The sequence below is a fragment of the Bordetella genomosp. 5 genome, assembly GCF_002261315.1.
In the GTDB taxonomy this organism is placed as follows: Bacteria; Pseudomonadota; Gammaproteobacteria; order Burkholderiales; family Burkholderiaceae_B; genus Bordetella.
In genome coordinates this window covers 523,227-549,392 of the sequence record NZ_NEVP01000006.1, presented here as the reverse complement: position 1 = coordinate 549,392, position 26,166 = coordinate 523,227, and the positions used below count along the sequence as shown (strand labels likewise).

The 26,166-nt window shown below is 66.6% G+C and carries 23 protein-coding genes and 1 pseudogene; 8 read left to right on the top strand and 16 right to left on the bottom strand.

What is annotated here, in order from left to right; all coding sequences use genetic code 11:
- Window positions 1–52 precede the first annotated feature (52 nt).
- On the top strand, window positions 53–1,003 hold the full coding sequence (locus CAL25_RS11245) for an ABC transporter substrate-binding protein (protein WP_094800037.1): 951 nt from the start codon (window positions 53–55) through the stop codon (window positions 1,001–1,003).
- A gap of 19 nt (window positions 1,004–1,022) precedes the next feature.
- Window positions 1,023–2,684 (top strand): ABC transporter permease, encoded by a 1,662-nt coding sequence (locus CAL25_RS11240; RefSeq protein WP_094800036.1) that lies wholly within the window; start codon window positions 1,023–1,025, stop codon window positions 2,682–2,684.
- A 72-nt stretch (window positions 2,685–2,756) separates the two neighbouring features.
- Here the strand turns inward: CAL25_RS11240 and CAL25_RS11235 are convergent, their stop codons facing one another.
- On the bottom strand, window positions 2,757–3,695 hold the full coding sequence (locus CAL25_RS11235; protein ID WP_094800035.1) for a dihydrodipicolinate synthase family protein: 939 nt from the start codon (window positions 3,693–3,695) through the stop codon (window positions 2,757–2,759).
- A 17-nt stretch (window positions 3,696–3,712) separates the two neighbouring features.
- Window positions 3,713–4,498 (bottom strand): SDR family oxidoreductase, encoded by a 786-nt coding sequence (locus CAL25_RS11230; RefSeq protein WP_094800034.1) that lies wholly within the window; start codon window positions 4,496–4,498, stop codon window positions 3,713–3,715.
- A 193-nt stretch (window positions 4,499–4,691) separates the two neighbouring features.
- On the opposite strand from CAL25_RS11230, the gene CAL25_RS11225 reads away from it, so the two are divergent.
- Window positions 4,692–5,579 carry a LysR substrate-binding domain-containing protein gene (locus CAL25_RS11225; RefSeq protein ID WP_094800033.1) on the top strand — a complete coding sequence of 296 codons (888 nt, stop codon included), beginning with the start codon at window positions 4,692–4,694 and terminating at the stop codon, window positions 5,577–5,579.
- Window positions 5,580–5,708: 129 nt separating this feature from the next.
- On the opposite strand, the gene CAL25_RS11220 is transcribed toward CAL25_RS11225, so the two are convergent.
- Window positions 5,709–6,686, bottom strand: coding sequence for a LysR family transcriptional regulator (locus tag CAL25_RS11220; protein ID WP_094800032.1), 978 nt, complete (start codon window positions 6,684–6,686; stop codon window positions 5,709–5,711).
- Between the two features lie 93 nt (window positions 6,687–6,779).
- On the opposite strand from CAL25_RS11220, the pseudogene CAL25_RS11215 reads away from it, so the two are divergent.
- Window positions 6,780–7,595: pseudogene (locus CAL25_RS11215) on the top strand (SDR family oxidoreductase); the annotation flags it as partial.
- Window positions 7,596–7,622: 27 nt separating this feature from the next.
- Here CAL25_RS11215 and CAL25_RS11210 read toward each other — a convergent pair.
- The 5 genes from CAL25_RS11210 to CAL25_RS11190 form a co-directional block, all read right to left on the bottom strand.
- A complete protein-coding gene (locus CAL25_RS11210; protein WP_249279044.1) occupies window positions 7,623–8,258 on the bottom strand; it encodes an ankyrin repeat domain-containing protein in 636 nt (211 codons plus the stop codon).
- 123 nt (window positions 8,259–8,381) lie between these two features.
- A complete protein-coding gene (locus CAL25_RS11205) occupies window positions 8,382–9,017 on the bottom strand; it encodes a DUF2625 domain-containing protein (protein ID WP_094800259.1) in 636 nt (211 codons plus the stop codon).
- Between the two features lie 44 nt (window positions 9,018–9,061).
- A complete protein-coding gene (locus tag CAL25_RS11200) occupies window positions 9,062–10,837 on the bottom strand; it encodes a putative bifunctional diguanylate cyclase/phosphodiesterase (RefSeq protein WP_094800030.1) in 1,776 nt (591 codons plus the stop codon).
- A 139-nt stretch (window positions 10,838–10,976) separates the two neighbouring features.
- Window positions 10,977–11,924 (bottom strand): amidohydrolase family protein, encoded by a 948-nt coding sequence (locus CAL25_RS11195; protein ID WP_094800029.1) that lies wholly within the window; start codon window positions 11,922–11,924, stop codon window positions 10,977–10,979.
- 38 nt (window positions 11,925–11,962) lie between these two features.
- Entirely contained in the window at window positions 11,963–12,970 is a 1,008-nt protein-coding gene (locus CAL25_RS11190) for a tripartite tricarboxylate transporter substrate-binding protein (RefSeq protein ID WP_094800028.1), read from the bottom strand.
- Window positions 12,971–13,117: 147 nt separating this feature from the next.
- Here CAL25_RS11190 and CAL25_RS11185 point away from each other — a divergent pair, with 147 nt between their 5' ends.
- Window positions 13,118–14,005, top strand: coding sequence for a LysR family transcriptional regulator (locus CAL25_RS11185; protein WP_094800027.1), 888 nt, complete (start codon window positions 13,118–13,120; stop codon window positions 14,003–14,005).
- A 142-nt stretch (window positions 14,006–14,147) separates the two neighbouring features.
- Here CAL25_RS11185 and CAL25_RS11180 read toward each other — a convergent pair whose 3' ends face one another.
- Window positions 14,148–14,669, bottom strand: a complete 522-nt coding sequence (locus CAL25_RS11180; protein ID WP_094800026.1) for a DUF421 domain-containing protein — start codon at window positions 14,667–14,669, stop codon at window positions 14,148–14,150.
- Between the two features lie 140 nt (window positions 14,670–14,809).
- Window positions 14,810–15,928, bottom strand: coding sequence for an NADH:flavin oxidoreductase/NADH oxidase (locus CAL25_RS11175; protein WP_094800025.1), 1,119 nt, complete (start codon window positions 15,926–15,928; stop codon window positions 14,810–14,812).
- Between the two features lie 149 nt (window positions 15,929–16,077).
- On the opposite strand from CAL25_RS11175, the gene CAL25_RS11170 reads away from it, so the two are divergent.
- Window positions 16,078–16,974 (top strand): LysR family transcriptional regulator, encoded by an 897-nt coding sequence (locus CAL25_RS11170; RefSeq protein ID WP_094800024.1) that lies wholly within the window; start codon window positions 16,078–16,080, stop codon window positions 16,972–16,974.
- A gap of 470 nt (window positions 16,975–17,444) precedes the next feature.
- Here the strand turns inward: CAL25_RS11170 and CAL25_RS24225 are convergent, their stop codons facing one another.
- Entirely contained in the window at window positions 17,445–17,600 is a 156-nt protein-coding gene (locus tag CAL25_RS24225) for a hypothetical protein (protein WP_170948465.1), read from the bottom strand.
- A 389-nt stretch (window positions 17,601–17,989) separates the two neighbouring features.
- On the opposite strand from CAL25_RS24225, the gene CAL25_RS24515 reads away from it, so the two are divergent.
- Window positions 17,990–18,124 carry a hypothetical protein gene (locus CAL25_RS24515; protein ID WP_283162760.1) on the top strand — a complete coding sequence of 45 codons (135 nt, stop codon included), beginning with the start codon at window positions 17,990–17,992 and terminating at the stop codon, window positions 18,122–18,124.
- A gap of 251 nt (window positions 18,125–18,375) precedes the next feature.
- Here CAL25_RS24515 and CAL25_RS11165 read toward each other — a convergent pair whose 3' ends face one another.
- Window positions 18,376–18,672 (bottom strand): hypothetical protein, encoded by a 297-nt coding sequence (locus CAL25_RS11165; protein WP_249279025.1) that lies wholly within the window; start codon window positions 18,670–18,672, stop codon window positions 18,376–18,378.
- A gap of 501 nt (window positions 18,673–19,173) precedes the next feature.
- Here CAL25_RS11165 and CAL25_RS11160 point away from each other — a divergent pair.
- Window positions 19,174–19,884 carry a hypothetical protein gene (locus CAL25_RS11160; protein ID WP_094800022.1) on the top strand — a complete coding sequence of 237 codons (711 nt, stop codon included), beginning with the start codon at window positions 19,174–19,176 and terminating at the stop codon, window positions 19,882–19,884.
- Window positions 19,885–20,205: 321 nt separating this feature from the next.
- Here the strand turns inward: CAL25_RS11160 and CAL25_RS11155 are convergent, their stop codons facing one another.
- The 4 genes from CAL25_RS11155 to CAL25_RS11140 all read right to left on the bottom strand — a co-directional run bounded on the left by CAL25_RS11155 (window position 20,206) and on the right by CAL25_RS11140 (window position 26,087).
- A complete protein-coding gene (locus CAL25_RS11155; protein ID WP_094800021.1) occupies window positions 20,206–21,321 on the bottom strand; it encodes an NAD(P)/FAD-dependent oxidoreductase in 1,116 nt (371 codons plus the stop codon).
- Window positions 21,321–23,285, bottom strand: coding sequence for a LodA/GoxA family CTQ-dependent oxidase (locus CAL25_RS11150; protein WP_094800020.1), 1,965 nt, complete (start codon window positions 23,283–23,285; stop codon window positions 21,321–21,323). Before CAL25_RS11150 ends, CAL25_RS11155 begins: the two co-directional genes overlap by 1 nt.
- A 43-nt stretch (window positions 23,286–23,328) precedes the next feature.
- On the bottom strand, window positions 23,329–24,330 hold the full coding sequence (locus CAL25_RS11145; RefSeq protein ID WP_094800019.1) for a hypothetical protein: 1,002 nt from the start codon (window positions 24,328–24,330) through the stop codon (window positions 23,329–23,331).
- 830 nt (window positions 24,331–25,160) lie between these two features.
- Entirely contained in the window at window positions 25,161–26,087 is a 927-nt protein-coding gene (locus CAL25_RS11140; protein ID WP_094800018.1) for an alpha/beta hydrolase, read from the bottom strand.
- Window positions 26,088–26,166: the final 79 nt, after the last annotated feature.

Here is a 26,166-nt window from a genome sequence, read left to right as displayed (position 1 = left end):
TGTTCATAAAATGGTCGCCCCCGTTTCCTCCCGGACGATGATTCGTCTCCTTATGGCACTTTCCCTCGGCGCCGCAGGCGCAAGCCACGCGGACACCCCGGCCCGGGCCCTCACGGTGTACACCGCCGGCCCCGGCACCCTGATCAAGCAGCTCGCCGAGGGCTATACGAAACAGACCGGCGTGCGCGTCGATGTGTTCCAGGCCACCACCGGCAAGGTGATGGCGCGTCTCGAGGCCGAGGCCGCCAATCCGCGCGCCGACGTGCTGATCTCCGCCTCCTGGGACACCGCGCTCGACATGGACAAGCGCGGCCTGCTGCTGGCGCACCAGAGCGCCAACGCGGCCCACGTGCCCGAGCGTCTGCGCACGCCCACGTACGTGGCGCAGGGCGTGTCGGCGCTGGGCATCGTCTGGAACGGCGCCACCGGCACGCCGGCGCCCACCGACTGGGCCGATCTGGCCAAGCCCGCCTACAAGCAGCAAGTCACCATGCCGGATCCGGCGCTGTCGGGCGCCACGATCGATCTGCTGCTCGGCCTGCAGAACGCGCAGGGCGAGGGCGCATGGAAGCTGCTCGAACAACTGCGCGATAACGGCATGACCGTGTCGGGCCCCAATGCCCAGGCGCTGACGCCGGTGCTGCAGGGCGCGCGCGCGGCGGTGTTCGGCGGCGTGGATTATGTGGCCTACACGAGCATCCAGAAGGGCGAAAGCGTGCAGGTCATTTTCCCGCAAAGCGGCACCGTGATCGCGCCGCGGCCGATGATGATCCTCAAATCCACCCGTTCGCCCGATCAGGCGCGCGCCTTCATCGACTACGTGCTGTCCGAGGCGGGTCAGTCGGCCGTGGCCGACGCGTGGCTGATCCCCGCGCGTGAAGACGTGGCGGCGCGCCGTCCGCACATGCGCGACATCAAGGTGCTCGAGGCCGATGGCGGCACGGCGCAAGGCGGCCGCGAGCAGGCGCTGGCCCGCTTCGCCACGTTGTTCGGCAAGCACTGAGCGCGCTGGCTCGAACGCCATGAAAAGCGTTTCCTTGCTGGCGGCTGCCGTGGCAGCCGCCCTGGTCGTGCTCGTCGCGCTTCCGATCGGCTTTGTCGGCCTGCAGGCCATCTTCCCCTACCTCGGCGAGGGCTCGCTGCGCGAACCCTTCGGGGTCTGGGGCCAGGCCCTGGGCGATCCGGCGCTGTTCGATCTGTTGGGCCAGACGCTCGGGCTGGGCCTGGGCGTGGCGGCGGTGGCCGCCGCGATCGGCCTGCCGCTCGGCACGCTGCGCGGCCTGTGCCGGCTGCCCGGCGCGCGCTTCTGGGACCTGATGTTCCTGCTGCCGTTTTTGTTGCCGCCGTATATCGCGGCGCTGTCCTGGACCATGGCCCTGCAGCCGCGCGGCTATCTCGCGCAGCTTACGGGCGTGGACCTCGGCGCCGTGCTGCACTCGCGCGGCGGCGTCATTCTCATCATGGGCCTGAGCACGTTTCCGGTGGTGTACTTCGCGGTGTCGCGCAGCATGGCGGCCACCGGGGCGCGGCTGGCGCAGGTGGCGCGCGTGTGCGGGGCGGGTGCGCGCACCGCGTTTCTGCGCGTGACGCTGCCGCTCGCCTTGCCGGCGATCGCCGCCAGTCTGCTGCTGGCGTTCACCCTGGCGATCGAAGAGTACGGCGTGCCGGCCGCGCTCGGTGCGCAGGCCGGCGTGTCCGTGCTCACCACCGCGATCGAGCGGCGACTGGCCGACTGGCCCATTGATCTGTCCGGCGCGGCGCTGCTGTCGCTGGTGCTGGTGGCGCTGGCGCTGACGGCGTTCACGGTGCAGCGCGCGGTGCTGGCGGGCCGCAACTTCGACACCACCAACGGCAAGCCGGTGCCGCTCGCGCATGCCGAGCTCGGCCCTTGGCGCTGGCCGGTGCTGGCCTTGTTCGCGCTCGTCGCGGGCGTGGCCGCGCTGGCGCCGCTGGGCGCGATGGCCACGAGCGCGCTGCAACGCACCCTGTCGGGCGGCCTGGCGCCCGGCAACTTCACCTTGGCCAACTTCGCCAGCCTGTTCGGCAGCGACGCGCAGGCCTATGAGGCGCTCGGCACCAGTCTGGCGCTGGCGGCCGGCGCGGCGGTGTTGACCGGCGTGCTGGGCTTTCTGGCCGCCTGGCTGGTGGCGGGCCGTCATGTGCGGGGCGCGGCGCTGATCGACGGGCTCGCATTGCTGCCGGCGGCCTTGCCGGGCGTGGTGGTCGGGGTGGGCCTGATCCTGGCCTGGAACCAGCCGTTCTGGCCGGTCACGCCGTATGGCAGCTGGCTCATCCTGCTGTGCTCGTACAGCTGCCTGCTGTTGCCGTATCCGATGCGCTATGCGTCGGCGGCCCTGGCGCAGCTCGGGCCCACGCTCGAAGCCAGCGCGCGGGTGCACGGCGCCGGGGTGCTGCGCGCGCTCTGGCACGTGACGCTGCCGCTCACCGCGCCCAGCGTGGTGGCCGCCATGATGATGGTATTCGCGGTCGCCTCGCGCGAGCTCGTGACCTCGCTGCTGCTCGCGCCCGCGGGCCTGCAGACGGTCTCGATCTATGTGTGGCGGCAGTTCGAGCAGGGCTCGGTGGGCAACGGCATGGCGATGGCCACGCTGGCGGTGCTGCTGAGCCTGACGCTGATGCTGGCGGGGCTCAAGTTACAGGCGCGCAGCACGGCGCACGCCTGAGCGCCCAAGAAAGCGAGGCCCGCGCGGCAGGCATGCCGGGCGGGCCTTGTCTTTCTGGCGGACGTGGCGGGCTTACTTCGCCAGATTCGCCGCGCGCGGGTCTTTCTTGGCGAGGCGGGCGAGCAGGTGATCCACTTCTTCGCGGGCCTGCGCCGACATCGGGCTCGCCGGCTTGCGCTGCGCCGCCGAGCTCAGGATGCCGCGACGCATCAGCACGTACTTGCGCACCGCCAGCCCCACGCCCGGCTGCTGTTCATAGCGCAGCAAGGGCAGGTGCGCGTCGAACAGGTCGTGCGCCGCCTCGCGATCGCCCTCGGCATTCAGGCGCACGACGTCGCACAGCATGTCGGGGAAGCAGTAGCCGGTGTTGGCGCCGTCGGCGCCGCGTTCCATCTCGTAATCCAGGAACAGGCCGTTGTTGCCGCACAGGATCGAGATGTGGCGCATCTTGCCGTCGCGTTCGAAGCCGCGCAGGGTCGAGATCTTTTCCAGGCCGGGCCAGTCTTCGTGCTTGAGCATCACGCACGAGGGCAGCTCGTCGACGATGCGCTTGATCACGCCTGGGCTCATCTGCACCGAGAACGTGAGCGGGTAATCCTGCAGCACGAAGGGCACGTCGGCGCCGATGGCCTCGACCGCCTGGCGGTAGTAATTGACGATCTGGTCGTCGGTGCGCAGCGTGTTCGGCGGCGCGATCATGACGCCGGCCGCGCCGCGCGCCATCACCTCATGGGTGAGCGCGCGCATGGCCGCGAAGCCGGGCGCCGAGACACCCACGATCACCGGCAGCTCGCCGGCGCGGCCGATCACCTGGCTGGCCACGGCGAGCGACTCGGCATGCTCGAGCTTCTGGGCTTCGCCGAGCTGGCCCAGCACCGTGAGGCCGGTGGAGCCGCACGCATGATAGAAGTCCATCATGCGGTCGATCGAGGCGGTGTCGATGCGGCCGTCGTCGAAGAACGGCGTCGGCGCGATGGGATAGACGCCCTTGGCGTCGGCGGTGAGAGGCATGTCGGGTTCCTCGCGGATCAGATGCTCTGGATGAAACCGCCATCGACGCGCAGCGTCGAGCCGGTCAGGTAGCTGGCCTGCTGGCTCGCCAGGAAGGCGACCACGCTGCCATATTCTTCGGGCTTGCCATAACGGCCCACCGGGATGCTGGCCGTGCTCTCGGCCGACACCGACTCCACGCTGCGATTCTCGCGCTTGGCGCGGGCCTCGTCCAGGAACTGGATGCGGTCGGTCGCGATGCGGCCGGGCAGCACGATGTTGACCGTGACGCCGTCCTTGCCGACTTCGCGGGCCAGGGTTTTGGACCAGCCCACGATGGCCAGGCGCAGCGAGTTCGAAATACCCAGGTTCGGGATGGGCGCGATCACGCCCGACGAGGTGCTGGTGATAATGCGGCCCCAGCCACGCTCACGCATGCCGGGCAGCACGCGGTCGGTGATGGCATAGACCGGCAGCACCATGCTGTCGAAGAACTTGCGCCAGGTTTCGGCGGGCTGGCCCGAGGCCGGCGTGGGCGGAGGACCTCCGGTGTTGTTGACCAGGATATCGACCGGGCCGAGCTCGGCCTCGATGCGGCCGATGTGCCCGTCGATGGCGCCCAGGTCGGCGAGGTCCCAGGGCAGGGCCAGCGCCTTGCCGCCCGCCGCGACGACGGCTTCAGCCGTACGCGCCGCGGCCTGCGGGTCGATGTCGGCGACGGCGACCTTCGCGCCTTCCGCCGCCAGCGCCGTGGCGATCGCGCCGCCCAGTCCGCCACCTGCGCCCAGTACCAGGGCGACCTTGTCTTTGATTCCGAGATCCATGCTGCTGCTCCAGAAGGCGAGGCGCCGCGCGCCCCGCGAGGGTAGGCCCGCCACGCCTGCACGAATCCACAGAATATGGATCGGACGCCTGTCGGCGGATGGCGCTGCGTATTGGCCTTGATGTGCGTTATTCTGCGGCGTCGCGTGAGACGCGGCAAACGAGTCTTTTTCGGGATTTTCAAGAGTAAATGGAATGAATCCGCGCAAGCTGACCCCCTCGATGTCGCTGCTGCTGGCCTTCGAGGCGGCCGCGCGCCACCAGAGCTTCACCCGCGCCGCCCAGGAGCTGTCGACCACGCAGAGCGCGATCAGCAAGCAGGTGCAGGCGCTCGAGGCCTTGATCGACGTGGAGCTCTTCATCCGCACCGGCCGCCGCATCGAGCTGACCGAAGTGGGCGCCATGTACCAGCGCGAGCTCGCGCACCAGCTGGCCGGCATCCGCAACGCCACGCTGCAGGCCATCGCGTTTCGCCATGGCGCGGGCGACCTGCATCTGGCCGTGCTGCCGATCTTCGGCACCAAGTGGCTGCTGCCGAGGTTGAGCGATTTCTACAAGCGCCACGGCCAGGTGCAGGTACACATTCACTCCAAGGTCGGCCAGATCGATCTGGAGCGCTCCGGCATGGACGCCTACATCGCGGTGGGCGACGGGCTCTGGCCGGGCTGCCGCGCGCATCTGCTGATGGAGGAGCGCCTCGTGCCCATCATCAGCCCCGCGCTGCGCGCCGGCGCCGCGCTGAACGAGCCGCGCGATCTGGCCCGGCACCTGCTGCTGCGCGTAAAAGCCCGCCCGGAAAACTGGGCGCGCTGGTTCGCGGCGCGTGGCATCCCGGCCAGCCGGCTGCGCTCGGGCCCGGACTTCGAACTCACATCGCATCTGATCCAGGCCGTCATCGCCGGCATCGGCATCGGCCTGGTGCCGCAGGCCTTCGTCGAAGACGAGCTGCGTGCCGGCACGGTGGCGATTGCCATGCCGGGCGAGATGCCCGATCCGTTGGGCTACTACCTCGTCTACCGCGAGGACCGCGCCAACTACCCCCCGCTGGCGCAGTTCCGCGAGTGGCTGGCGGGGCAGGGGTGAAAAGGCTAGGCGGGAGAGTGAGGTCGGCTGGACGGACCTGCGAATAGGTAGTCTGACACCTTGGCAGCGTGCTGGGTCGATAGCACGAAAAGGTAGTCTGACACCTTAAAAACTGCCTCGTGTGCCGGCTCAGCGACGGCGCGGTGTAGGCCCCAGCTGCTTCAATCCGTTGCGTGACAGCGTCTGCAGCTCCTGCGCCGATAGGGTGTGGTCGGTGCTGTCGAGCAGCCGTTCCAGCGCGAAGTCGATGAACAGGCGCACGCGGCGTGGCATGTTGCTGCGGTTGGCGTACCAGAGGTAGAGCCCGCGCCGGTCGCTGGTCCAGTCGGTGAACAGCGGGACGAGGTCGCCGGCGCGCAGGCGCGGGGCGGCGTTGATGCTGTCGATCTGGCCGATGCCGAAGCCCGCCAGCACGGCCTCCATCTCGGTCTCGGGTTCGTTGGCGGTGAACACCGGCGCCATCGTCCGCTGCACCGTCATGCCGTCGATCTTGAATTCCCAAGGCAGTACCCGCCCGGTGCTCGGGCTGCGATAGCCGGTGCAGCGGTGCGCGGCGAGGGCGTCGAGGTCGGCCGGCACGCCGGCCTCGCGCAGATAGGCGGCCGGGGCGCAGGTGATTTCCTGGATCGGAAACAGCCGCCGCGTGATCACCTGGGCTTCCGGCGGGCCGCCCGCCCGAAAGCCCACGTCGATCCGATCGATCACCTGATCCGAAAACTTTTCGTCCAGCACCAGATCCACCTCGATGCGCGGATAGCGTTCGCGGAACGCGTGCAGCAGCGGCAACAGGATGCGGCGGCCCACCGGCGTGGCGGCGCTGATGCGAATGAGGCCGTGCTCCTCGCCGCTGGCCTGACGCGCGCCGCTCAGCACGCGCTGCAGGGCATCGAGGCGCGGCCGCACCGAATCGAGAAAGCGCTGGCCGTCCTCCGTCAGCGTGTTGCTGCGCGTGGTGCGATGAAACAGCCGCATGCCCAGGTGCTGTTCGAGCTGGCGCACGCTCTTGCTGACCGCCTGCGCGCTCAGGCCCAGCGCGTGGGCCACCTGATTGAAGCTGCCGAGCTCGGACACCCTCACGAAGATCTCGATCGCGCGCAGTTCGTTCATACTCGATATCAACTAAAAGTAGAGAATGAAACATCATAGTGCCAACTACTGGATTCGACTCAGGCTGCGTAAAGTTCGCTCCATCGAAGCTCACATCCGACTTCGACAACGCACAAGGAGCATGACATGACGCAACAACAGCACGAGCAGGAACAGACGCTGGCCGGCCGCGTGGCCGTCGTGGTGGGCGCATCCAGTGGCATCGGCCTGGCGAGCGCGCGGGCGCTGGCGGCGCGGGGCGCGCGGGTCGCGTTGCTGGCGCGGCGCGCCGAGCGGCTGGAGCAGGCGGTGGCGCAGATCCGCGCGGCGGGCGGCGAGGCGATGGCGCTGGCGACCGACGTCACGAATCAGGCCTCGGTCGACGCCGCCGCGCAGGCGCTGGCTCAGGCCTGGGGCCGCGCCGACCTGGTCTTCAACAATGCCGGCGTGATGCTGCCGGGTGCGGTCGAAGAGCGCAAACTCGCCGAATGGGAGCAGCAGATCGACCTGAACGTGACCGGCGTGATGCGGGTGATCCATGCCTTCGTGCCGCAACTCGCCCAGGCGGCGGCCGAAGGCGGACCGGCCGATCTGATCAACACCTCATCGATCTGCGCCCAGGCGCTGTTCCCGTACTTCGCCACCTACAGCGCCACCAAGGCCTACGTCAGCCATCTGTCGCGTCATCTGCGCATCGAGCTCGGCCCGAAAAACATTCGCGTTGCGATGATCGAGCCCGGCATCGTCGCCACCGAACTGCAGAGTCACGTGACGTTCCAGGGCACCAAGGATTGGCTGGCCGCCGCCGAAACGCAGATCGAGTTCCTGCAACCCGAAGACGTCGCCGAGGTGGTGACCTTCCTGGCGGGCCTGCCCAAGCGCGTCAATCTGCAGCAGGTCGTCGTGATGCCGACGCAGCAGGGGCAATGAGCCGGGCAGCCGCGCGGGTGGGCGTGCTCAGCGCGCACCGGCCGCAACCAGCAGCGCGGCGCTCGCTTCCTGGCCGCGCTGGCGCGCGTGCGCCAGCGCCGTCACGCCGTCGCCGTCGGGCAGATTGACGTCGGCGCCGTGCGCGATCAGCAGCTTGATGATTTGCTGGTGGGCCGGGCCGCCGTCGCTCAGCAGCACGGCTTCGAGCAGGCCGGTCCAACCCAGGCGATTGACGTGATCCGGATCGACACCCGCCTCGAGCAGGAAGCGCACCGTGTCCACGTGGCCGCGTTCGCAGGCCGGGATCAGCGCCGTGCCGCCGTAGCGGTTGGTGCTCTTGAGGTCGGCGCCGTGATCCACGGTGGCGCGCAGGATCGCGAGCTCGCCGCGGGCACCCGCGAGCAGATAGGCGCTGTCCTGCATCCCGTTCTTGAGATTGACGTCGGCCCCCGCGGCGATCAGCGCGAGCGCGGCCTCGGTGTGCCCCTGCGCGGTGGCAAGCAACAGCGGTGTGTTGCCGCTGTTGTCGCGCGGGTCGACCGGCGTGCCCGCCTGGAGCAAGGCGCGGACACGCGGCGTGTCGCCGGCCTGGGCCGCGGCCAGCAAGGCGGCGGGATCGGCGGCGGCGGCAGACGTGCCGACCGCGCCCAGCGCGAAGGACATCACAAGCATGCGGATCAAGGGCAGGGCGGGCACGGCGTCTCCATACAGGCGGGCCGCCGACGGGACGGCCTCTGACTGCACTGTAGCAGCGTCACAAGCGCCCGCGGCCCCGACGCAGCAGGATCACGCGGCGCGCTGCTCCACATTGGCGCCATACAACTCGGCCACGGGCACGGCGCGCCGCGAACTGGTGGCGGCGCTGCCTTCGGCGGACCAGAGGAAGGGGTAGAAAGAAAATGCCTCGTCCGGTCCGAGCGCGGCGGCGTCCGCTTCCCAGCCGGCCCAGCGCAGGTCGGCATAGAAGTCGGCCAGTCTTTCGCTCAGGGCCCATTGCACGAAATCGGTGTAGCCCACGTCGAGCGCCTCCCAGGTGAGCGTGTCGGGCGCGCAATAGTGCAAGGTGCCTGGCTCGCCTCCAAACGCGCCCCCGTCCAACGCGAAGAAGCCGCCGGCGGCATCGTCGGCCACCAGCAGGAAGCCGTCGGCGCGGCCGTGATTCCAGCGCAGCAGATCGCGCGGCAGGCGCGGGTGGCCCGAGCCCAGCACGCGCAGCCAGCCGTGGTCGATCAGCAGCCCGCCGGTGCCGTGCGCGATCGCGCCCAGCGGCGAGCGCGTGCTGACCTGCAGGCCAAGCAGCACCTCGTCGGCCTGCGGCCCGGCCGGCAGGATCTCGCAGGAAACGGCCGCGGAGGCGACCCATTCTTTGATCAGCGGCAGCGCGGGATCGTCGGTGTGAATCAGTTCAGTCAGCGTTTTCATGGCGGGCATGATAACGCCGGGCCCGCCTCGCTGCAGCGCGGCCGTCAGGCGCTGCAGGTCTCCAGCCAGGCCTCGAGCTGCGTGGCGTTCATCGGATGCGCGAACAGGAATCCCTGGGCCTCGTTGCAGCCGCAGTCCCGCAGAAAGTCGCGTTGCGCGGCGGACTCGACGCCTTCGCCGACCACCCGCAAGCCCAGGCGTCGCGCCATCTGCACGACCGTGCGCACCACGGTGCGATGGGTCTCGGAGGTCTCGATGTCTTCGATCAGGGTGCGATCCATCTTGACCGACGTGGCCGGAAAACGCAGCAGATAGGTCCAGTTGCTATAGCCCGTGCCGAAGTCGTCGATGGCGACCGAAAGCCCGGCGCCTTGCGCGTGCTGCACCGTGCGCAGCGCCGCGGGTTCATCCTGGATCCACGCGCTCTCGGTGAACTCCAGCTCGAGCCGTGCGGGATCCACGCCGGCCTCGCGCAGCAGCGCCATGATGTCTGCCACCAGGGTGGTGTCTTCGAGGTCGCGCGCGGAGATGTTCACCGCGAGACTGAGGGGCACGCCGGCCTCGCGCCAGCGGCTGAGCTGGTCGACGGCCGCGCGCAGCACCCAGCGCGTGATGTCGTTCATCAAGGCCGTGTTCTCGGCCAGCGGCAGGAATTCGGACGGGCTGACGCAGCCGAGCTCGGGGTGGTTCCAGCGCAGCAGCGCTTCCACCGAGTCGCAGCGGCCCGTGTCCAGGACGAGCTTGGGCTGGAACGCGAGCGAGAAATTGGCGCAGTCGGACACCTCGGCCGAGAGCGCGGCCAGCAGCGCCTGGGCGCGCTGCTGCGCCTGGTCGACCTCCGGGCGGAAATAGGCAAGTCCGAGATTGTGCTGGCGCGCGTCTTCGGCAGCGCTGACGGCAAGGCGGATCCAGTCGCCGTAGTCGATGCCGGGCTTCAGGGGCAGCACGCCCAGGCCCAGGCCGGTGCGCACCGGAATCGACTGACACACCACGGGCAAGTGAAACGCGCGCTGCAGATCGGCGGCCACGCGCTCGACATCGACGCCGCCGCCTTCCACCACCAGAAACGCAAAGCGCGTGGGGCTGATCTTGTAGAGCACGCACTCGGCCGGCACCGCGCCGCGCATGCGGTCGCGCACGTCCGCCATCAGTTGATTGAAGAAGGGATAGCCCAGCGTGCGGATGAACGCGTTGGCCAGCTCGATCGGCAGCAGGTCGGCCGTCACGACCTCGAGCGGCCGGCCCTCGCCGAGCAGCAGCGCCACGTCCTGTTCCAGCCGCAGCCGATTGAAGAGGCCGGTGGGCTCATCGATGTAGCGGGTGTGGCGGATCGTCATCAGGCGCGCCAGCGCCAGGCGTCCGAAGTGCGCCAGCGTCTCGCGCTCGCGTGCGGACATCGGTTGCCGCGCGTCGCGGTCGATCACGCATAGCGTCCCCAGCGCGAAACCGTCTCGTGTGACGAGGGGCGTGCCGGCGTAATAGCCGGCCTGCAGCTCGCCCGTGACCGCCACCGACCGGCCATAGCGCGGGTCGCGCCGCGCATCGCACACCTCGAGCACGCCGTCGCCGGCGATCGTGTGCTCGCAGAGGGCATCGCCCCTCGGCGTGTGCTCGACCGACGTACCGATGCGCGCCTTGAACCACTGGCGGTGCCGGTCGATGATGGAGAGCAGTGCGACGGGCGCGTCGAACAGGCGGGCGGCGAGCGCGACGATCTCGGAGAGCACTTCATCGTGCTCGCCGTCGAGGTCGAACAAATCGAGGCAGGCTTGGCGTTCCGCTTCGTTGGCCGGGTGCGGAAGCGCCGGCGTGATACTCATGAATACAGCCTGCAAGCGTTGAATCGGCGCACCCAAAGGGTGCATTTGTTTCAGGTTATCGCCTCGGCCGGTGTCACGTCACGCGCGCTCGCGCCATCCGCGACCAGATGTCGCCTGGCTGCAACGCATGGCGTGGTCGCTAAAAGTCGTACAGACGCGCCGCGTTGTCGACCAGGATCGCCTGCTTCTCCGCGTCGCTCACCCAGGCGCAGAAGGCCGAGAGCTGCTCGCCGTCGTCGATGGGATGCAGCGGTTCGCTGCGATCGCGCGAGCGCGGCACGCCGGGCCAGGCGCCGGAATGCGGCCAGTCGGTGCCCCACAGCATGCGGTCGAGCCGGGCGTCGATGAGTGCCCGCGCGATCGCGCGCGCCTCGATCGGCGGGCGGCCGTCCTGCCATACCGTGAGGCGGTAGGGCGCGGACAGCTTCACATAGACATTGCCCGCCGCCACCGTCTCGAGCAGCGCGTCGAAGCCATCCTGACCGGTGCCGGCCACCGCGCTCGCCAGCGCGAAATGATCGATCACGACGGGCACGGCGCAGTCGCGCAGCGCGGGCGCGAGGGCACTCACCACCGGCAGCGTGGTGTAGATCTGCACGTGCCAACCCAGGTCGGCCACTTGCTCGGCGGTGCGCGCGAGCGCGGCGCGCGCGACCGCCGGATCGTGTTGCCCGAACGACTGCAGGTTCACGCGCGCACCCCGCACGCCCGCCTCGTGCAGCGCACGCAGTTCGTTGCGAGAGACGTCGGGCGCCAGCACAGCCACCCCGCGCGAAGCATGGCCGGCCGCGTTCAGCGTGGCGAGCGCGTCGGTCATGCAGCGATTGTCGGTGCCTTGCGGACTGGCCTGCACGACGACCGCGCGGTCGACGCCCAACGCGGCATGCAGCGCGAGCAGATCATCGGTGGAGGCGAGCCCGGGCATGAACACGCGGTTCTCGGCGAGCGGGTAGCGGTCGAACGGCCCGAAGATGTGCACGTGGCAGTCGCAGGTGCCGGGCGGGATCGTGCCCGCGACGGGGCTGTGGTGCACACCCAGCACGGTGCGCGCGGCGTCGGAGGAAGGCGTGGGCGAGGTACGGCTCATGGAAGGCTCTGCTGCGATACGGATGGGAGGGGCGACGCTCAGGGGTTCTGCTTGATGCCGGCCGACTGGATCAGCCGCACCCACTTGTCGCGATCGGTCTGGTAGTAGCGGGTGAAGGCCGCGGGGCTGTCGTCCGACAGCGCATAGCCCTGCGCTTCGAGCTTCTCGCGCACATCCGGCAGGCGCAGCACGCGCCGCACTTCGGCATTCAACGCGTTGACCACATCGGGCGGCGTGGCGGCCGGCGCGAGCAGACCCAGCCAGGTGGCGACCTCGTAATCCTTCAGACCCGCCTCGGCCGTGGTGGGCAACTGCGGCGCGAACGCGACGCGCTCCTTGCTCGTCACGGCCAGCGCGCGCAACCGTTGATCCTTCATGTAGGGCAGGGCCGTCGACGCGTTGGCGAACATGAAGGGCAGCCGCCCGGCCAGCATCTCGGTGATGCACGCCTGCTCGCCCGCGAACGGGATGCTGTGCAGCTCGATGCCGGCCGTCTGCGCAAACAGCACCGCCGCCATATACGGCGAGGTGCCGATGCCACCCGAGCAGAAGTCGATCTCGCCCGGCGCGGCCTTGGCCTGCGTGATCAGCTCCTGCACGGAATTGGCGCGCAACTTGGGCCCGGCCAGCAGGACCTGCGGCGCGCTGCCCACCAGCGCCACGCCGGTAAAGTCCTTGAGCGGATCGAACGTGGTCACGTTCTGCAGCGTGGGCGCGACGGCCACCGTGGTCTGGCTGGCGAGCAGCAGCGTGTTGCCGTCGGGCCGCGCGCGCGCCACATAGGCCGCGGCGATCATCGACGCGGCGCCGTTCTTGTTCTCGACCATCACGGCGCGGCCGCCAACCTGCATGTGCTGCGCCACGATGCGGGCCACGGTGTCGGGCGCGCCCCCGGGCGGTGCGCCGACCACGATGCGAATCGTGCCACCGGCCGAAGTGTTGTCGGCGAGGACGGGCGCCCCCAGACCGAGCAGCGCGGCGCCCAGCCAGGGCGCGATACGCCTGGCCAGCCGCTGGCGGGGGCAAACGCCGAGTTTCTTGTCCATCGTGGTCTCCTCGCTTTATCGCCGCGCGCCGCGTCGAGGCGGCGGGCACTGTTGTGATGTGGACAAAGTGTCTGCGATCGCGGTTGATATGGTCAAATATATATATCGAGTCATTTCATACAGAGATATGTATGAAGGCGGAGGCGCATGAACAAACGTGAGATGGCACTGTTCGAAGCCGTCGGGCGCACGGGGTCGGTAACGTTGGCGGCGGCCGCCACCGGCATGTCGCAGCCCGCGGCGAGCGCAATGCTGAAGTCGCTGGAAGACAAGCTCGGGTTCGCGCTGTTCACGCGCGACAAGCGCCGGCTCGCGCTCACGTCGGAAGCGCGCATGCTGCTGCCCGAGATCGTCCATGCCCTCGCGGCCATGGACAACGCCGAGCGCGTGGCGGCCAGCATGCGGGTCGGGGCGCACGCCCGTCTGGATATCGGCGCGGTGGCCGCGGTCGGCGCGAGCATCCTGCCCGGCGCGATGGCCTGGCTGCAGGCCCACGAGCCCGGTCTGCGGGTAAGCGTGCGCACGGACATGACGCTGGGCGTGGCCGGACTGGCCGCCGATCAACGCATCGATGTCGGCATCGTGATCGGCTCCGCCGCGCTACCCAATCTCGGCCAGCGTACGCTGGCGCGCCTGAGCCTGCAGGCCGTCATGCCGGCCGGTCATCCGCTCGCCGGCCGCAAACGCCTCGCGCTCGCCGATCTGGCGGACACGCCATACATATCGCTCAGCCGCCATCTGCAGGTCGGAGCGCTGACCGCGCGGCAGTTCGAACAGGAGCGCCTGCCGTTTCTACCGGTGATCGAGGTGAATCAATATTCCGCCGCCTGCGCCTTCGCCGAGCGCGGCCTGGGCGTGGCCATCCTCGACAGCATGAGCGGCCTCTACGCGCGGCGCCACGGGCTGGTTGTCGTGCCGGTCGACGTGGAAGGCGGACTGGATCTGGACATCGTCTGGCCACTGAACCGCGGCCTGGGCCGCGTGGCGCGCCAGCTCGAGGCGGGGCTGCTGCATGAGCTGGCTCATGGCGACTAGGGGGAGGCGGGGCTGCTTCACGAACCACGCCCATAGCGAATAGGACGACGGGAGGTCGCTCACGAGCTGGCTTATGGCGACTTGGCCCGCGCGGTGCTGCTTCACGAGCTGTACCACACCGACGAGGCCGCGCGGCTCGCGCTCAGCCTTCCTCGAGCGTGGAGTCGTTGCCTGATTTCGCGTCGTCCGTGCGGATGACGCTGAACTCGCCGTTGGACTCGATATAGGCGCGATACACCATGCTGAGCGCGGGGATGCCTTTGAGCCGCAACTGCTCCATGAGCTCGCCGCGGCTGACGTGTTCGCGCCGCAAGCCGCCGATATCGATGCGGCCATCCCGCACCAGACAGACCCGGCTCGGTTCCAACAGGCGGCGCAGCAGCGGCAGCCGATAGGTGAGCCGGTCCAGCACGAAGCTCCAGCCGACGATCGTGGCCACGACGATGATGCCGTCGCCCAGCGAATCCGAGTCGCCCGACATCGCGTTGCCCGCGGCGTCCGCCACCAGCACCAGCACGAGCAGGTCGGCGGTGCCGAGCGAGCCAAGGTCGCGCCGGCCCGAAATCCGCAGCAGCAGGAACAGCACCCAATAAATGGTCGTGCCCCGCAGCATCATCTCGCCCACACCGGCCTGCAGCGCGAAGATCTCTCCCAGCCAACTCATCAGCGTCTCCCAGGCGGGACGCGCCGGCCCCACGCCGGCGCGCCCGCGATCGCTGGGCGGGAAGCAAGACCTGTGCCCGTCGAGGCCAGGGCCAGCCTGCTGCGGCGCGTAATGCGCCTTTAGCGAGCGCTGGGTTGGCCTTAGCGAGCGACCTTGCCCGGGCCCTTGTAGCGTTCGAGCCAGTGGGCGTAGGGCGGCGGCAGGATCCAGTCGGGGCGGTCGACCTTCAGCTCTTGCGCCAGACGATAGGTGTAGTGCGGGTTGGCCAGATGCGCGCGGCCGATCATGACCAGATCCAGCTGTTCCTGCGCCACCACGCGCTCGGCGTCGGCGGTCGCATCCATGCCCCAGGCCGACGCGACCGGCAGACCGGCCTCGCGGCGCACGCGCTGTGCGACCGGCGCGAGGAAGGCCGGGCCCCACGGAATCTTGGTGTCGGGGATGTTGAAGTTCACGCTCACGCTCAGCAGGTCCAGCCCGCCGTCGCGCATGCGGCGCGTCAGTTCGATCGACTCGGACAGCGTCTCTTCGTCGCGGCCGTCGTATTCGATCACGCCAAAACGCGCCGTGAGCGGAAGGTTTTCGGGCCAGACCTCGCGCACGGCGGCCAGCGTTTCGAGCAGGAAGCGGGCGCGGTTGTCGAAACTGCCGCCGTACTGGTCCTCGCGCTGATTGCTGTGCGCCGAGAAGAAGCTCTGCGCCAGATACCCGTGCGCGAAATGCAGCTCCAGCCACTCGAAGCCCGCGTCGCGGGCGCGGCGCGCGGCGGCCGCGAAATCGGCCTTGGTCTGTTCGATGTCGGCCAGCGTCATCGCGCGCGGCATCTTGTCCAGGCCCGGACCGTAGGCGATGGCCGACGGCGCGACCGTCTGCCACGCGCGCGGATCCGTGTCGGGAATATGGTCGTCGCCTTCCCAGGGTCGGTTCGCGCTGGCCTTGCGGCCCGCGTGGGCGATCTGGATGCCGGGCACGGCGCCCGCCGCCTTGATGCCGGCGGCGATGCGGGCCAGCCCCTCGGCCTGCGTGTCGTTCCAGATACCGGTGCAATTCGGCGTGATGCGGCCTTCGGGCGCGACGGCCGTCGCTTCCACGATGACTAGCCCGGCGCCGCCGCGGGCGATGGACGGATAGTGCACCTGATGCCAATCGTTCGTCACGCCATCGATGGCGGAGTACTGGCACATGGGCGGGACGGCGATGCGGTTGCGCAGCGTCACGTCCTTGAGGGTGAACGGGGTGAAGAGGGCGGGAGCAGACATGCGGAAATCTCGTTACGGCGAAAGGGATACGCCGCTGCACGGACCGGCCGGCGGCCGGGGGCCCATGCAAGCGGCCAGTGCACGCAGTCTAGGCGGGCGCGGGTTATATTTGAACTAATGGAAGCTTATCGAATTGATTAAAATCGCTTATGTTAAACACGCAATGGCTGCAGACCTTCCGCACCGTCGCCGAGACCGGCGGCTTCACTCGCGCCGCCGAACGCCTCGACCTCACCCAGGCCGCCGTCAGCCAGCACATCCGCCATCTCGAGTCTGAACTCGGCCCCTTGCTCATCCGCCGCACCCGCCGCATCGAGCTCACGCCCGCCGGCCAGGCGCTGCTGCAATACTGCAGCGAGCTCGAGCAGGCCGACCGCCGCCTGCACGGACGGCTCGCCGACGCCGACGCCTGCCGCGGCGAGGTCAGCCTCATCACGCCGGGCAGCATCGGCCTCGCGCTTTATCCCTTGCTGCTCGATTTCCAGCAGTCGCGGCCGGGCATCGTCGTGCGTCATCGCTTCGCGCCCGATCCCGAGGCGCTCGAGGGCGTGCTCGACAAGCAATACGAGCTTGGCCTCGTCACCCTAAAGCCCGACGACCCGCGCATCGTGGCGCAGCGCTTCATCGACGAGCCACTCGAGCTCGTCGCACCCGCCGGGCGCTGCCCCAAATCCTGGGACGACCTGCTGGCCCTGGGCTTCATCGACCATCCCGACGGCCAGGCGATGGCCACGCGCCTGCTGGCGCGGCGCTTTCCGGGCAACCCGGGCATGCACGGCATGCCGGTTAACGGCTACAGCAACCAGGTCGCGCTCCTGCTCGAGCCCGTCGCCCGCGGCCTGGGCTTCACCGTGATTCCCCGCCACGCGCGGCAGTGCTATGCGCACCAGGACGCGCTCGACGTCTCGGACTGCGGCAAGCCGGTGGCGGACACCCTATGGTGGATTCACCGCGCGGAATGGCCGATGTCGGTGCGAGCGCGGCACGTGATCGAGTACCTGCAGGAGCGGATGCTGGCGCCGGAAGCGCTGGTGCGTGCGGCGTGATTGGAGGGGGGCTAGACGAGGGATGATGTCGTCTTTGAGGAACACCGACTGCTGATACACGCCGAGCGTCTACTCGACGGCGGGGCGCGCGAAGGCAGAGAGATAGTCGGCGTAGATCAGCTCGGTCACCACGGCCGAGGCGAGGACGGCGAGGCGCGGTCAGCCAAGTGAGGTCAGTCAGGTGAGGTCAGCTAAGTGAGGTCAGCCAGGTGAGGGCGGCCAAGTGCGGGCGGGCAAGTGAGGGCGGCCAAGTGCGGTCGGGCAAGTGAGGTCGACTTGGTGAGAGCGGGTAAGGTAAGGCGGCTGGGTGCGGCCGGCTGGACGAGGCCAGAGAGGTGCGGCGGGCTAGATGCGGCCCGCCAGGGTGCGGCAAGCTGGGTGAGGCCGGCAAGGTAGGGCCGCCTGGGTGCGACAGGCGCCCCGCCGACGGCTCAGACACGCCCCCGCCGCGACAACCGGCCTCCCGAGCCTTAAAGCAAAAACGGCACACTGACCACCGACGAACTCACCCCAACCATGCCCAGCGCCATCGTGTCGCGCCGTGCGCAGCCTTCCCGACGCGAGCTCCACGCCGCATAAAAACTCGCCAGGCCCACCAGTGCCAGCGCGATACCGAATCCAACCATGATGACGTTCTCCAAACCCGCGCCGCGCGAACGGCGACGCCGGGGTTGAGAATGGACCGCAATCTCTCATTCAGGTTCCCGTCAGCTTGAAGATATTTCTCGCGCCGTTAGACGCCCGCGGATGGCGTGGAGAACGGAAAATAGATAGAAGGGTGTGCTCTCGGTCTAAACGTCGGTTCTTCCAACGCGCCTTGAATCCACAGCCGTCTTACAACGCCAACAAGAGAACAAGATGGAAGACAAATCACACCGTGCGCGCATGGTCCCGGAACCGATGGTTCGAGACATCGCGCGAAGCCGGCAATTCTGGCCGATCTCTGTGCGTTCGAGGCGTATATCAGCGCGAAGAGGAGGCGTTTTTCTTCCTCGACAGCGAGGGTGCACAGCTCATGCTCGAAGAGGTCCGCGGCGACGACGGCTGGATCACAGGACCTCTCGAAGCGCCTTTCGGGCGTGGCGTTAACTTCGAGATCAACGCGAAGACGATCGACGCCTTGCACAAGCGTTTACTGGACGCCGGTTAGCTGCTTTACGGGAACCGCCGCAGTGCTGGTGTCGAAGCGAGCAAATCGAGATTGGGGCGCGACAGTTTTTAGTGCAGGACCCCGATGGTTATCTGTTGCGCTTTTCCGCCTGGTTTGGAAACCGCCCACTCTGATGCTGCATTGTCCGGCGCAGACTCATACCGTCCGCTCGGACAAACAGCACCAACAGAACAGGGGCGCGCATAACCAGCCCCCTCATCACGCGCTGGGCAACCCCAGAACGCTTCCCGCTACAGGGTCGGCTGGGGAATCGGCGTGTCTTTCGGAACCTTGCCCGAAATCCGGTCAGGGCAATTCGAAATGCCCCACTTGGTCACCATGCCCTTTTCGATCATGAATTTCTCTGAACACACGTGATATGCCGAGATAGGGCCCCAGATGTCCTCGTACGAAATAATTTTCGCCCCGCTTTCAAGCGTGTAGCTCTTCTTGGGAGGTCCCCACTTGGAAACCAGCTGTTCTTCCGTGCTGCCGACCCAGACTGCATTGACATCGTTGTAGGTCTTGTTCCGCGTGCCCGTCAGCATGTTCATCTGTCCAGTAGTGCATCCCGCGAGCAGTGAAGGCAGGACGACAAACAGCGCAAATTTTCTCATTTTGACCATTACCCCGAGGGTTCATTGTTGAGAGATGGGTGTTGGCGCGGCATGTCATTGAAATGCCTTATTGCGCGCCTCGGACATGCCCGATGCAACCTGGCCGCAAAGCAGCCCCAGCTTGTTTTATATCGCGCGTCACTGTATCAGAAACCTTGTCGCCAGGCATTTCGGTTGCATCAGGCCTGCCACTCAGCGGCCTTGGAACAATGGTGTCAGACTACCTTTTCGCTCGGAACAACAATGGTGTCAGACTACCTTTTCGCTCGGAACAACAATGGTGTCAGACTACCTTTTCGCTCGGCAATAATCCTGCCTGCGCCGCGATTTGCAAGCCGCAATATTGCACTTGCGTCCGTCGATGGCAGCGCGCCGAATCTCCCACTCCAATTGCGTTAATCTCTGTCGCTGGCAAATCCTGGATGGCACGGTATGTGGCGCACGTTCTGCAAAATGTCGCTGGTGGCGGGTTGGGTGCTTTGGCTGACCGCCATGGCGTGGTTCGCGGTTGGCATGTTCCGGTATGTACCATCGGCCGACGCGACGCTGGCGCCGATCACGCTTACGGCCGGTCAGACAGCACATGCCGAGGTTTATCGAATCCGCGAAGCGCCCCTGTGGATGGAGGCGCGTTTCGGCGGCCCGATGGGCACGGAGCGGCCCGAATTGGGGGAATACACGACACGCGTGGGCGCGCCGGATGCGAAGCGGGGCTTGATCAACCCCGGAGAGCCGGTGCGGATTCGGGTGCGCGATGGCAAGGGACTGGACGTCGTGGTGGTCGCGGCTCCGCGCAGCGGCAACAGCGCCACGCATTTCTACCGCAAGCTCTGGCCTGAGAGCCATGCCGATGGCACGCTGCTGGAGACCACGCCGTCTTTTCCGAAGCTGGCGAAGGGGACTTCGCAGCTTACGTTCACGGTGGAGGAAGTCGGGCCTGCGCTTCAGGGCGAACAGGTTGAGCTGGAAATCAGCGCGCCCATCGGGCTCAAGCGGACGGCGCCAGGCTGGGAGGATGTCTCCACCTTTATCTTCTGGCCCTTCATGGGCGCGATCCTTGGCGCTTGGGCGCTGGTGTGGGCGGGGCTCAGCTGGTGGTATCGCCGCCGGGTTCGGCGGACTGCTCAGAAGGCATTGGCCTGAGTTCGCAAGCGGGGAAGCCTGAGCGATTGCAAAGGCGATAGTTGGAACAATGGGAACAATGGTGTCAGACTGCCTTTTCGATGAGGCTGTCGAAAACGTAGTCTGAGAGCCAAGATAGCCAGATCACCCCCGGCCGCAGTCGACGGCCTACGTTGCATCGCGGAACAATGGTGTCAGACTGCCTTTTCGATGAAGCTGTCGAAAACGTAGTCTGATAGCCAAGATAGCCAGATCACCCCAAGCCTCAATCGAAGACCCACGTTGCAACGCCTTGCAGACCGCATGTCTGCCAGCGCGAGGCGCCAGCTTGCGCAGTCCACCTCAACGGTACCGCGCTCGCTGCGCTGCCCAGAACGGCTGGTCATGCCAGCGCGGCTGAGCCCTGTAGAAATGGCCAACCCGCTGTAGGTACTGTTCGCGCACGCGCTGTAGCTGCGCGGCGTAACCGGACGCAGGGCCATCCCGCCCCTCGAACTCCGCCACCACCGCTTGCGCACCGCGCAAAGCGGTGTACAGCGCATTGAAGATGCCTTGCGACGACAGTGGATCGAACGCCAGAGCTGCATCGCCTACGGCGAGCCACCCTTGCCCATGCACCACATCCAGTGCCGAGCCAGCGGCGCTTGTGGCGCATAGTGTGGTCCAGTCGGCTGTTGGCGGGCAGAAGCGCTGGATATGGCGCGTCGCACTCAGGGCCCGCAACCATTCGGTCTGTCGATGCGCCAAGCGTGAGACTTGCTGCGGCCCGGTGTGCAATACGGCGATGCACCTGCGGCCGGGCAGGGGGGCGCTGTACCACCAGCCCTGTGGCGTGGCTTCGAGCACCGTGCGCAGATCCTCTCCCTCGATCGCGGCGGTGGCATACACGGCAATGAGGCCCGGATCGACGGTACGGGTGATGCCGAGCCGGCGGCCCAATACTCCATGACGGCCACTGGCGTCGACCAGGAAGCGTGCGGTAGTCTGGCCTGGCCGTGGGTCGAGCTGCGGGAGCGGCAATGCGGCATGGCCATCTCGAAAAGACAGGGCCTGCCACGCCACCTGCCAGCCATCCGCACGGCGTATCACATGCCGCATCCGGCCATGGTGCAGGCACACGCCCGCATCTTGTGCAGCGATCCGCAGGCATGCGTCGAATGCAGCGCGATCGAGGTGCCAGCCCAAGCCGTTGGGGTCCCGAATGAAATCGGTTTCCCTTAACGTTTCATCCTCCCAACTGACCAGATTGCCGTAGCTGGGCAATGCCGCGCTGTCGTCCAGTGCGCCGAGGAGCCCCATGTCTCGCAGCAGAGGTTTGGCTGCGCCGGGCAGGCTTTCGCCGGGCTTGAAGCCAGCGGTGGGCTCGTCCACCAGCATCACCTGTAGTCCCGCCAGGGCCAGTTGCCGTGCGATAACGGCGCCGGCGGTGCCAGCGCCGATGACCAGCACGTCGGGCATCAGCGCTGGAACCGGCTCAGCGCCTGCCGGTAATGCTCCAGGCTTTCCCAACCCGCTTCATGCAGCGACTTGTCGAGCGCCGCATTGCCTGTCGACTGCGCGCCGGGTACGCGCGGTGCCCGTTGCAGAGCGGCATTGCGCGACTCGACCTGCATGCATGATGGCAGATCCGGATCATCGTCCACGCCGGGGCGCACGCCCAGGATGCCGATGTCACCGAAGTGCTCCGCCATGCATTGGGCTTTTTCCGCGAAGGTGGTGCCGGCAAGGTTGCGGTCCCAGTGCTCGCGCCGGTTGAACGCGGCGAGCCGTAACTCTCGTGGCTGTGTGGTATCCACGGCCACCAGGTAGTCTTCTTCGGTCAGCACCTGGTTCGGCACGCGCGCCGGCCAGAATGTCGGCAGGTAGGGATCGTATGTATGGTCATACCCTGACCGGCAACCGGTGGCGTCGACCTGCCATGGCAGCGCCATCCAGCGGCTCAGGCCCCCAGGCGACTGGGCATTGAGCGGCCCGTCGGGCGACAGCACCTGACTCTGAGAGAGCAGGGGGCCGTAGTCGGGCTCCGGGATGTGCGCATGGGCCTCCTTGATGCGCCATGGCGCGCGGTACATCGAAAGATGGCGCATGGGCCAACTCATTTCGATGCCCGGGTGAAAGGCGTCGGCGACGCAAAAATCCAGCGCTGCCTTGTCGAGCATGGCGGGTTGGTCGGCCAAGGGCACCTGGTCCAGTTCGTGGACGGGCGCCCGCTGCGGGCACCAGTCGGCGATGAAATCGCCGTTCACCCAGCGCGCCAGCAACTGGCCGCGCACGCTGGAAGGGCTGAGCATGTGGCTGGGTGCGGTTTCCGCTTCTCCGAAGGTGTCGCCGTAGATCCACGGCCAGGAGCGCGGGTCATAAAGGGCGTTATCACTGGCGCGGAAGGCGTTGAACACGCTGCGGCGCAACTGGCCATAGGTGTCGAAGTCACCGCACTGGGGCTTCTGCGAGAGCTTCAGCAGCAGTTCGGGGTTCTGAAAATCGAATGGGCAGCCGGGTCCGAATACTGCCGCGAACCCCTTGTTCACCCACTGCAGTCCACTCATCCGCTGCAGCACGGGCAGCACGTGGCGGGTGAAGGAGACTTGCTCGGGCGCCTGCAGCCAGCCGTACTGCACATAGGTGTCGAACAGCAGATCGTGCATGGTGCGCCAGCCAACGGTATTGGGCGCGAAGTTCGGCTGGGCGCAAACCACCCAGGCGGACTCGGCCTCGATGCAGCGCCCGCCTATGAAGACCTTGGCGCGGACCGGGCCATCGGCAGTGTCATCGTGCCAACCAGGCGCGTTGGCAAAGGTCTGCGGGTTAGCCGGGTCGAAGATCGGTGTATGTCGCGGTGAGCCCGAATTGCCGAAGCCACCGAGCACCAGCAAACGCCCGGCCTGGTCGGTGCGCAGCTCACCCAGCGGGACGGGGACGCCGAGGAACGTACCGGAGTCGAAGTGGTGTGCCTCGCCCTGTTGCTCGAAGCCGCTGATGGTGCGCGGCCCCGGGTCGATCGCCAGCGCCTTGCGCGCGTCGCCGATCACGTCGGGGTTGCGCAGCGGCACCTGCAGATCACGGGCCTGGGGCACGTCCAGCGCCAGCACAAAGGAATACCACTGGGCCTTGCGGTTGGCCAGATGCACCTGCCATTCGATCGAGGCGTTTTGCCCGGTAAGCTCGGCCACTACCTCGCCTGCGGCGTTATAGCCATATATCCGGAAGCGCGCCGCCTGGCGTTTGATTGCGCCCGCGTCATCGCGCAGCGTGCCGGCTTCGCTAGGCGGTGGGTCGTCGACCTCCGGTCCGATGAAGTAGCCGTCAGGCTCGCGGCTGTTGCCCAGGCGAGCGATACCGATCGCTGGGTGAATGGCGGCACGCACCACGCTGTCCAGGATAGCTGGGCTGGTCGGAGCCAGGGTCTGGTTCTGGTCTTGCATGGCAGTATCCTCGTGTCGTGGTGATCGGGTCAGGCGGGCCGTTTCATGGCTGGTTCGCTGGGGTCACCGGTAGCACCTCGGGGCGGGGAACCTGAGGTTCGCCGACAACCTGACCGTTGACATCACGACGCAGGTCGGCCGAGACCCGATAAATGAGTCGGCGCGCCTCGGCAATGCTGCCGACCGCCTCGAAGCCCCGTAGCGTCCGTGCCGGATTGAATGCCAGACCTTCGCCGTAGACGGCTTGGCTGTGGGCATTAATATTCTGGGCCGGCAGAGTGAGGGTTGCGACGTGCACTGGCGCGGAAAGGCTCTCGGCCCAGTCTTGAGTGGCCCGGTCCAGCGGCATCCGGAGCGGATCTCGCTGGAGTTGAATCAACAGCCGATAGCGGAACGACTGGTTGGCCAACCGCAGCTGCAGGTCTTTGGCGAGGTAATCGGGATCGTTGTAATCGGGACTTCCCGGGTCTGGCACGTGTTCCGGTTCGAGCAGGTATTTACAGTAGGTATTGCCGAAGCGAAACGGGATGACGCTCCAGACCTTTTCGCCCAGCACCGTGGGCACGACTTTCTCCATCTCTGCGAGGATTTTTCCGGTCGCCGGGTGCTGGGCAATATAGGATTTCGAATCCTGGAGAAAGCGGCAGAAACCGGCGGCATCATCGACGAAGAACACCGGGTAGTTCTGGAACAGAAAATCCACGGTGGGCGCATGCTGGTCCGGCTCAAGGCTTTTCTTTCCGGGAACGTCGAACAGCTTGAACGAAACCCCCACGGTGCTCTTGAAATCCGGCTTGCCATCGGGAATGTCGCTGGAAAAACGCACCCAGGCAGTATGGCGGGCAGGCTTTGCGAACAGCCCGATAGCCGCAATACCTTCAGGAACCGGCAACACGTCGAGATAGGCGTGGGCGATCCCGTGCAGACGCAGAAAGACAGGGCGGCGCGCGGGGCATTGGCCTGCGGCGATGCGTTTCTTCTGAACTTGGTCGATGAAGACATTCTCGATGCAGGCGATGTCTGCAGCCTTGGCATACTCAATCACGCGAACACTCCTTGTTCATCGCCCATTTATTGATCGAGCCCATCCCGGTGTCGGGCTGTCGGCTCGTGCGCCTGTATTCGATTGGCAGCGAGTATAGGGGCCGATTCAACGCGTCGTCGCCACACCTTTGATCATGGAGGTGTTTATAGGACGATCGGCAGGGGGCGGGCGCTGAAAGGTAGGCGAGCGATGCGCTCGGCAGGTGCACGGTAGCTGCGGCGTGAGATGGAACGGCGATTCTGGGGGTAGATCGCAGGCGGAATATCGGCCGTGTCAGACAATGGTGTCAGAGTACCTTTCCGCTACGACCCCGCGCGGTCGCGTAGCTCGCAAAAGGGACTCTGACACGTATTCTTTCTGGACACCTGAACAATGGTGTCAGACTACATTTTTGCTCCGACCCCGCTTGGTCGCGTAGCTCGCGAAAAGCAGTCTGCCACGTATTCTCAGATCTACGTTTTCGTCGAGGCTGTCGACAACAGTGGTGTCAGACTGCCTTTTGGCGCGCGCCCCGCGCGGCAGCGGAGCGCGGAAAAAGGCAGTCTGACACTTATTCTCCTCAGATCTACGTTTTCGTTGAGGCTGTCGACAACAGTGGTGTCAGACTACCTTTTGGCGCGAGTCCCGCGCGGCAGCGGAGAGCGGAGAAAAGGCAGTCTGACACATATTCTGGACGCTTACTCTCTCGCCTAAGTCTTTGTTGAGACTGTCGAAAACGCAGTCTGACACCTTGCTGATTTTCGGTGCGCTCCGCTCGGATGCGCAGTTCGGAAAGGCAGTCTGACACCTAGAACAAAGGTGTCAGACTACCTTTTCTAATTCTCGAAGTTTCACCGCGCCGGCAGCAGATATTTCAGTCCCTGAGTGAAGCCTCGTGGTGCGACGGTGAGGTGATCCTCATCGTTCAGAACCGCTGACTTCAGTTTCAAGCTTGGGTATTTTCTGCTTTGCAGCGCCGCTTCCAACGCCCGGTTGTCGGCAACCATGTCCACCGTCTGGTTGTAGCGGCGATCGCCTTTGCGCAAGGCCTCATAGGCGCCGACATAAAGATAGACATTTGCCTTCAGGTCTTGATTCTGCCGCGCGTAGCCCGCTTCGAGCGTCAAGGCATATCGCTTGTCGTACCAGAGAGACGGACTGCCGAGGATATAGCTGCTGAACAAGTCGGGCTCGGTGAAGAGGATTTGCGTTCCCAGCAATGCGCCGTAGGAATGGCCCAGAAAAATCGCCTTGGAAGCGTCCGCGCGGTAGCGAGCGGTGATGAAGGGTTTGACCTGATCGCGCAGATATTTTTGATAGGCCCACGCCTGGCCATGGATCGCGTTGGGTGGTGCAGTACTTGGGCCGTTCGGTGTCGGCGTGTAATCCCGCTGGCGGCTCAGGCTGCCGTCCTCGCCCTTTCCATAGGAGAGGCCGACGAGAATGAATTCTTCAATCTGGGGGCCTTCAACATTCAGTCGGCGCCCTAGCTGGCGGATGATGGGAAAGGCGTAGTCGGCGTCGGTCACATACAGCACCGGGTAGCGCCGCTGCGGCTGCTTGGCATAGGACGGGGGCAGCGCAACGAAGACCTGGTAGCCGCGTTTGGAAACGGGATCGGGCACGTCCCATACCTCGCTGTCGGCGATTTCGTAGGGGTGCCCGTGGCCGGTCTGCACCTTGGGCGCCGATGCGGGCTGAGCGTGCGTCGGAGCGACAAAAGCGCCGGAGCTGGCCACGAGGGCGACCAACAGGGCAAATGGAAAACGTCGATGCATTGGGTTTTCTCTTTGACGAGCGCCGCACTCAGTAAGCCCGGATAAGGCGGGCCGATGAGATGCGGCATGCTGGCGCGAC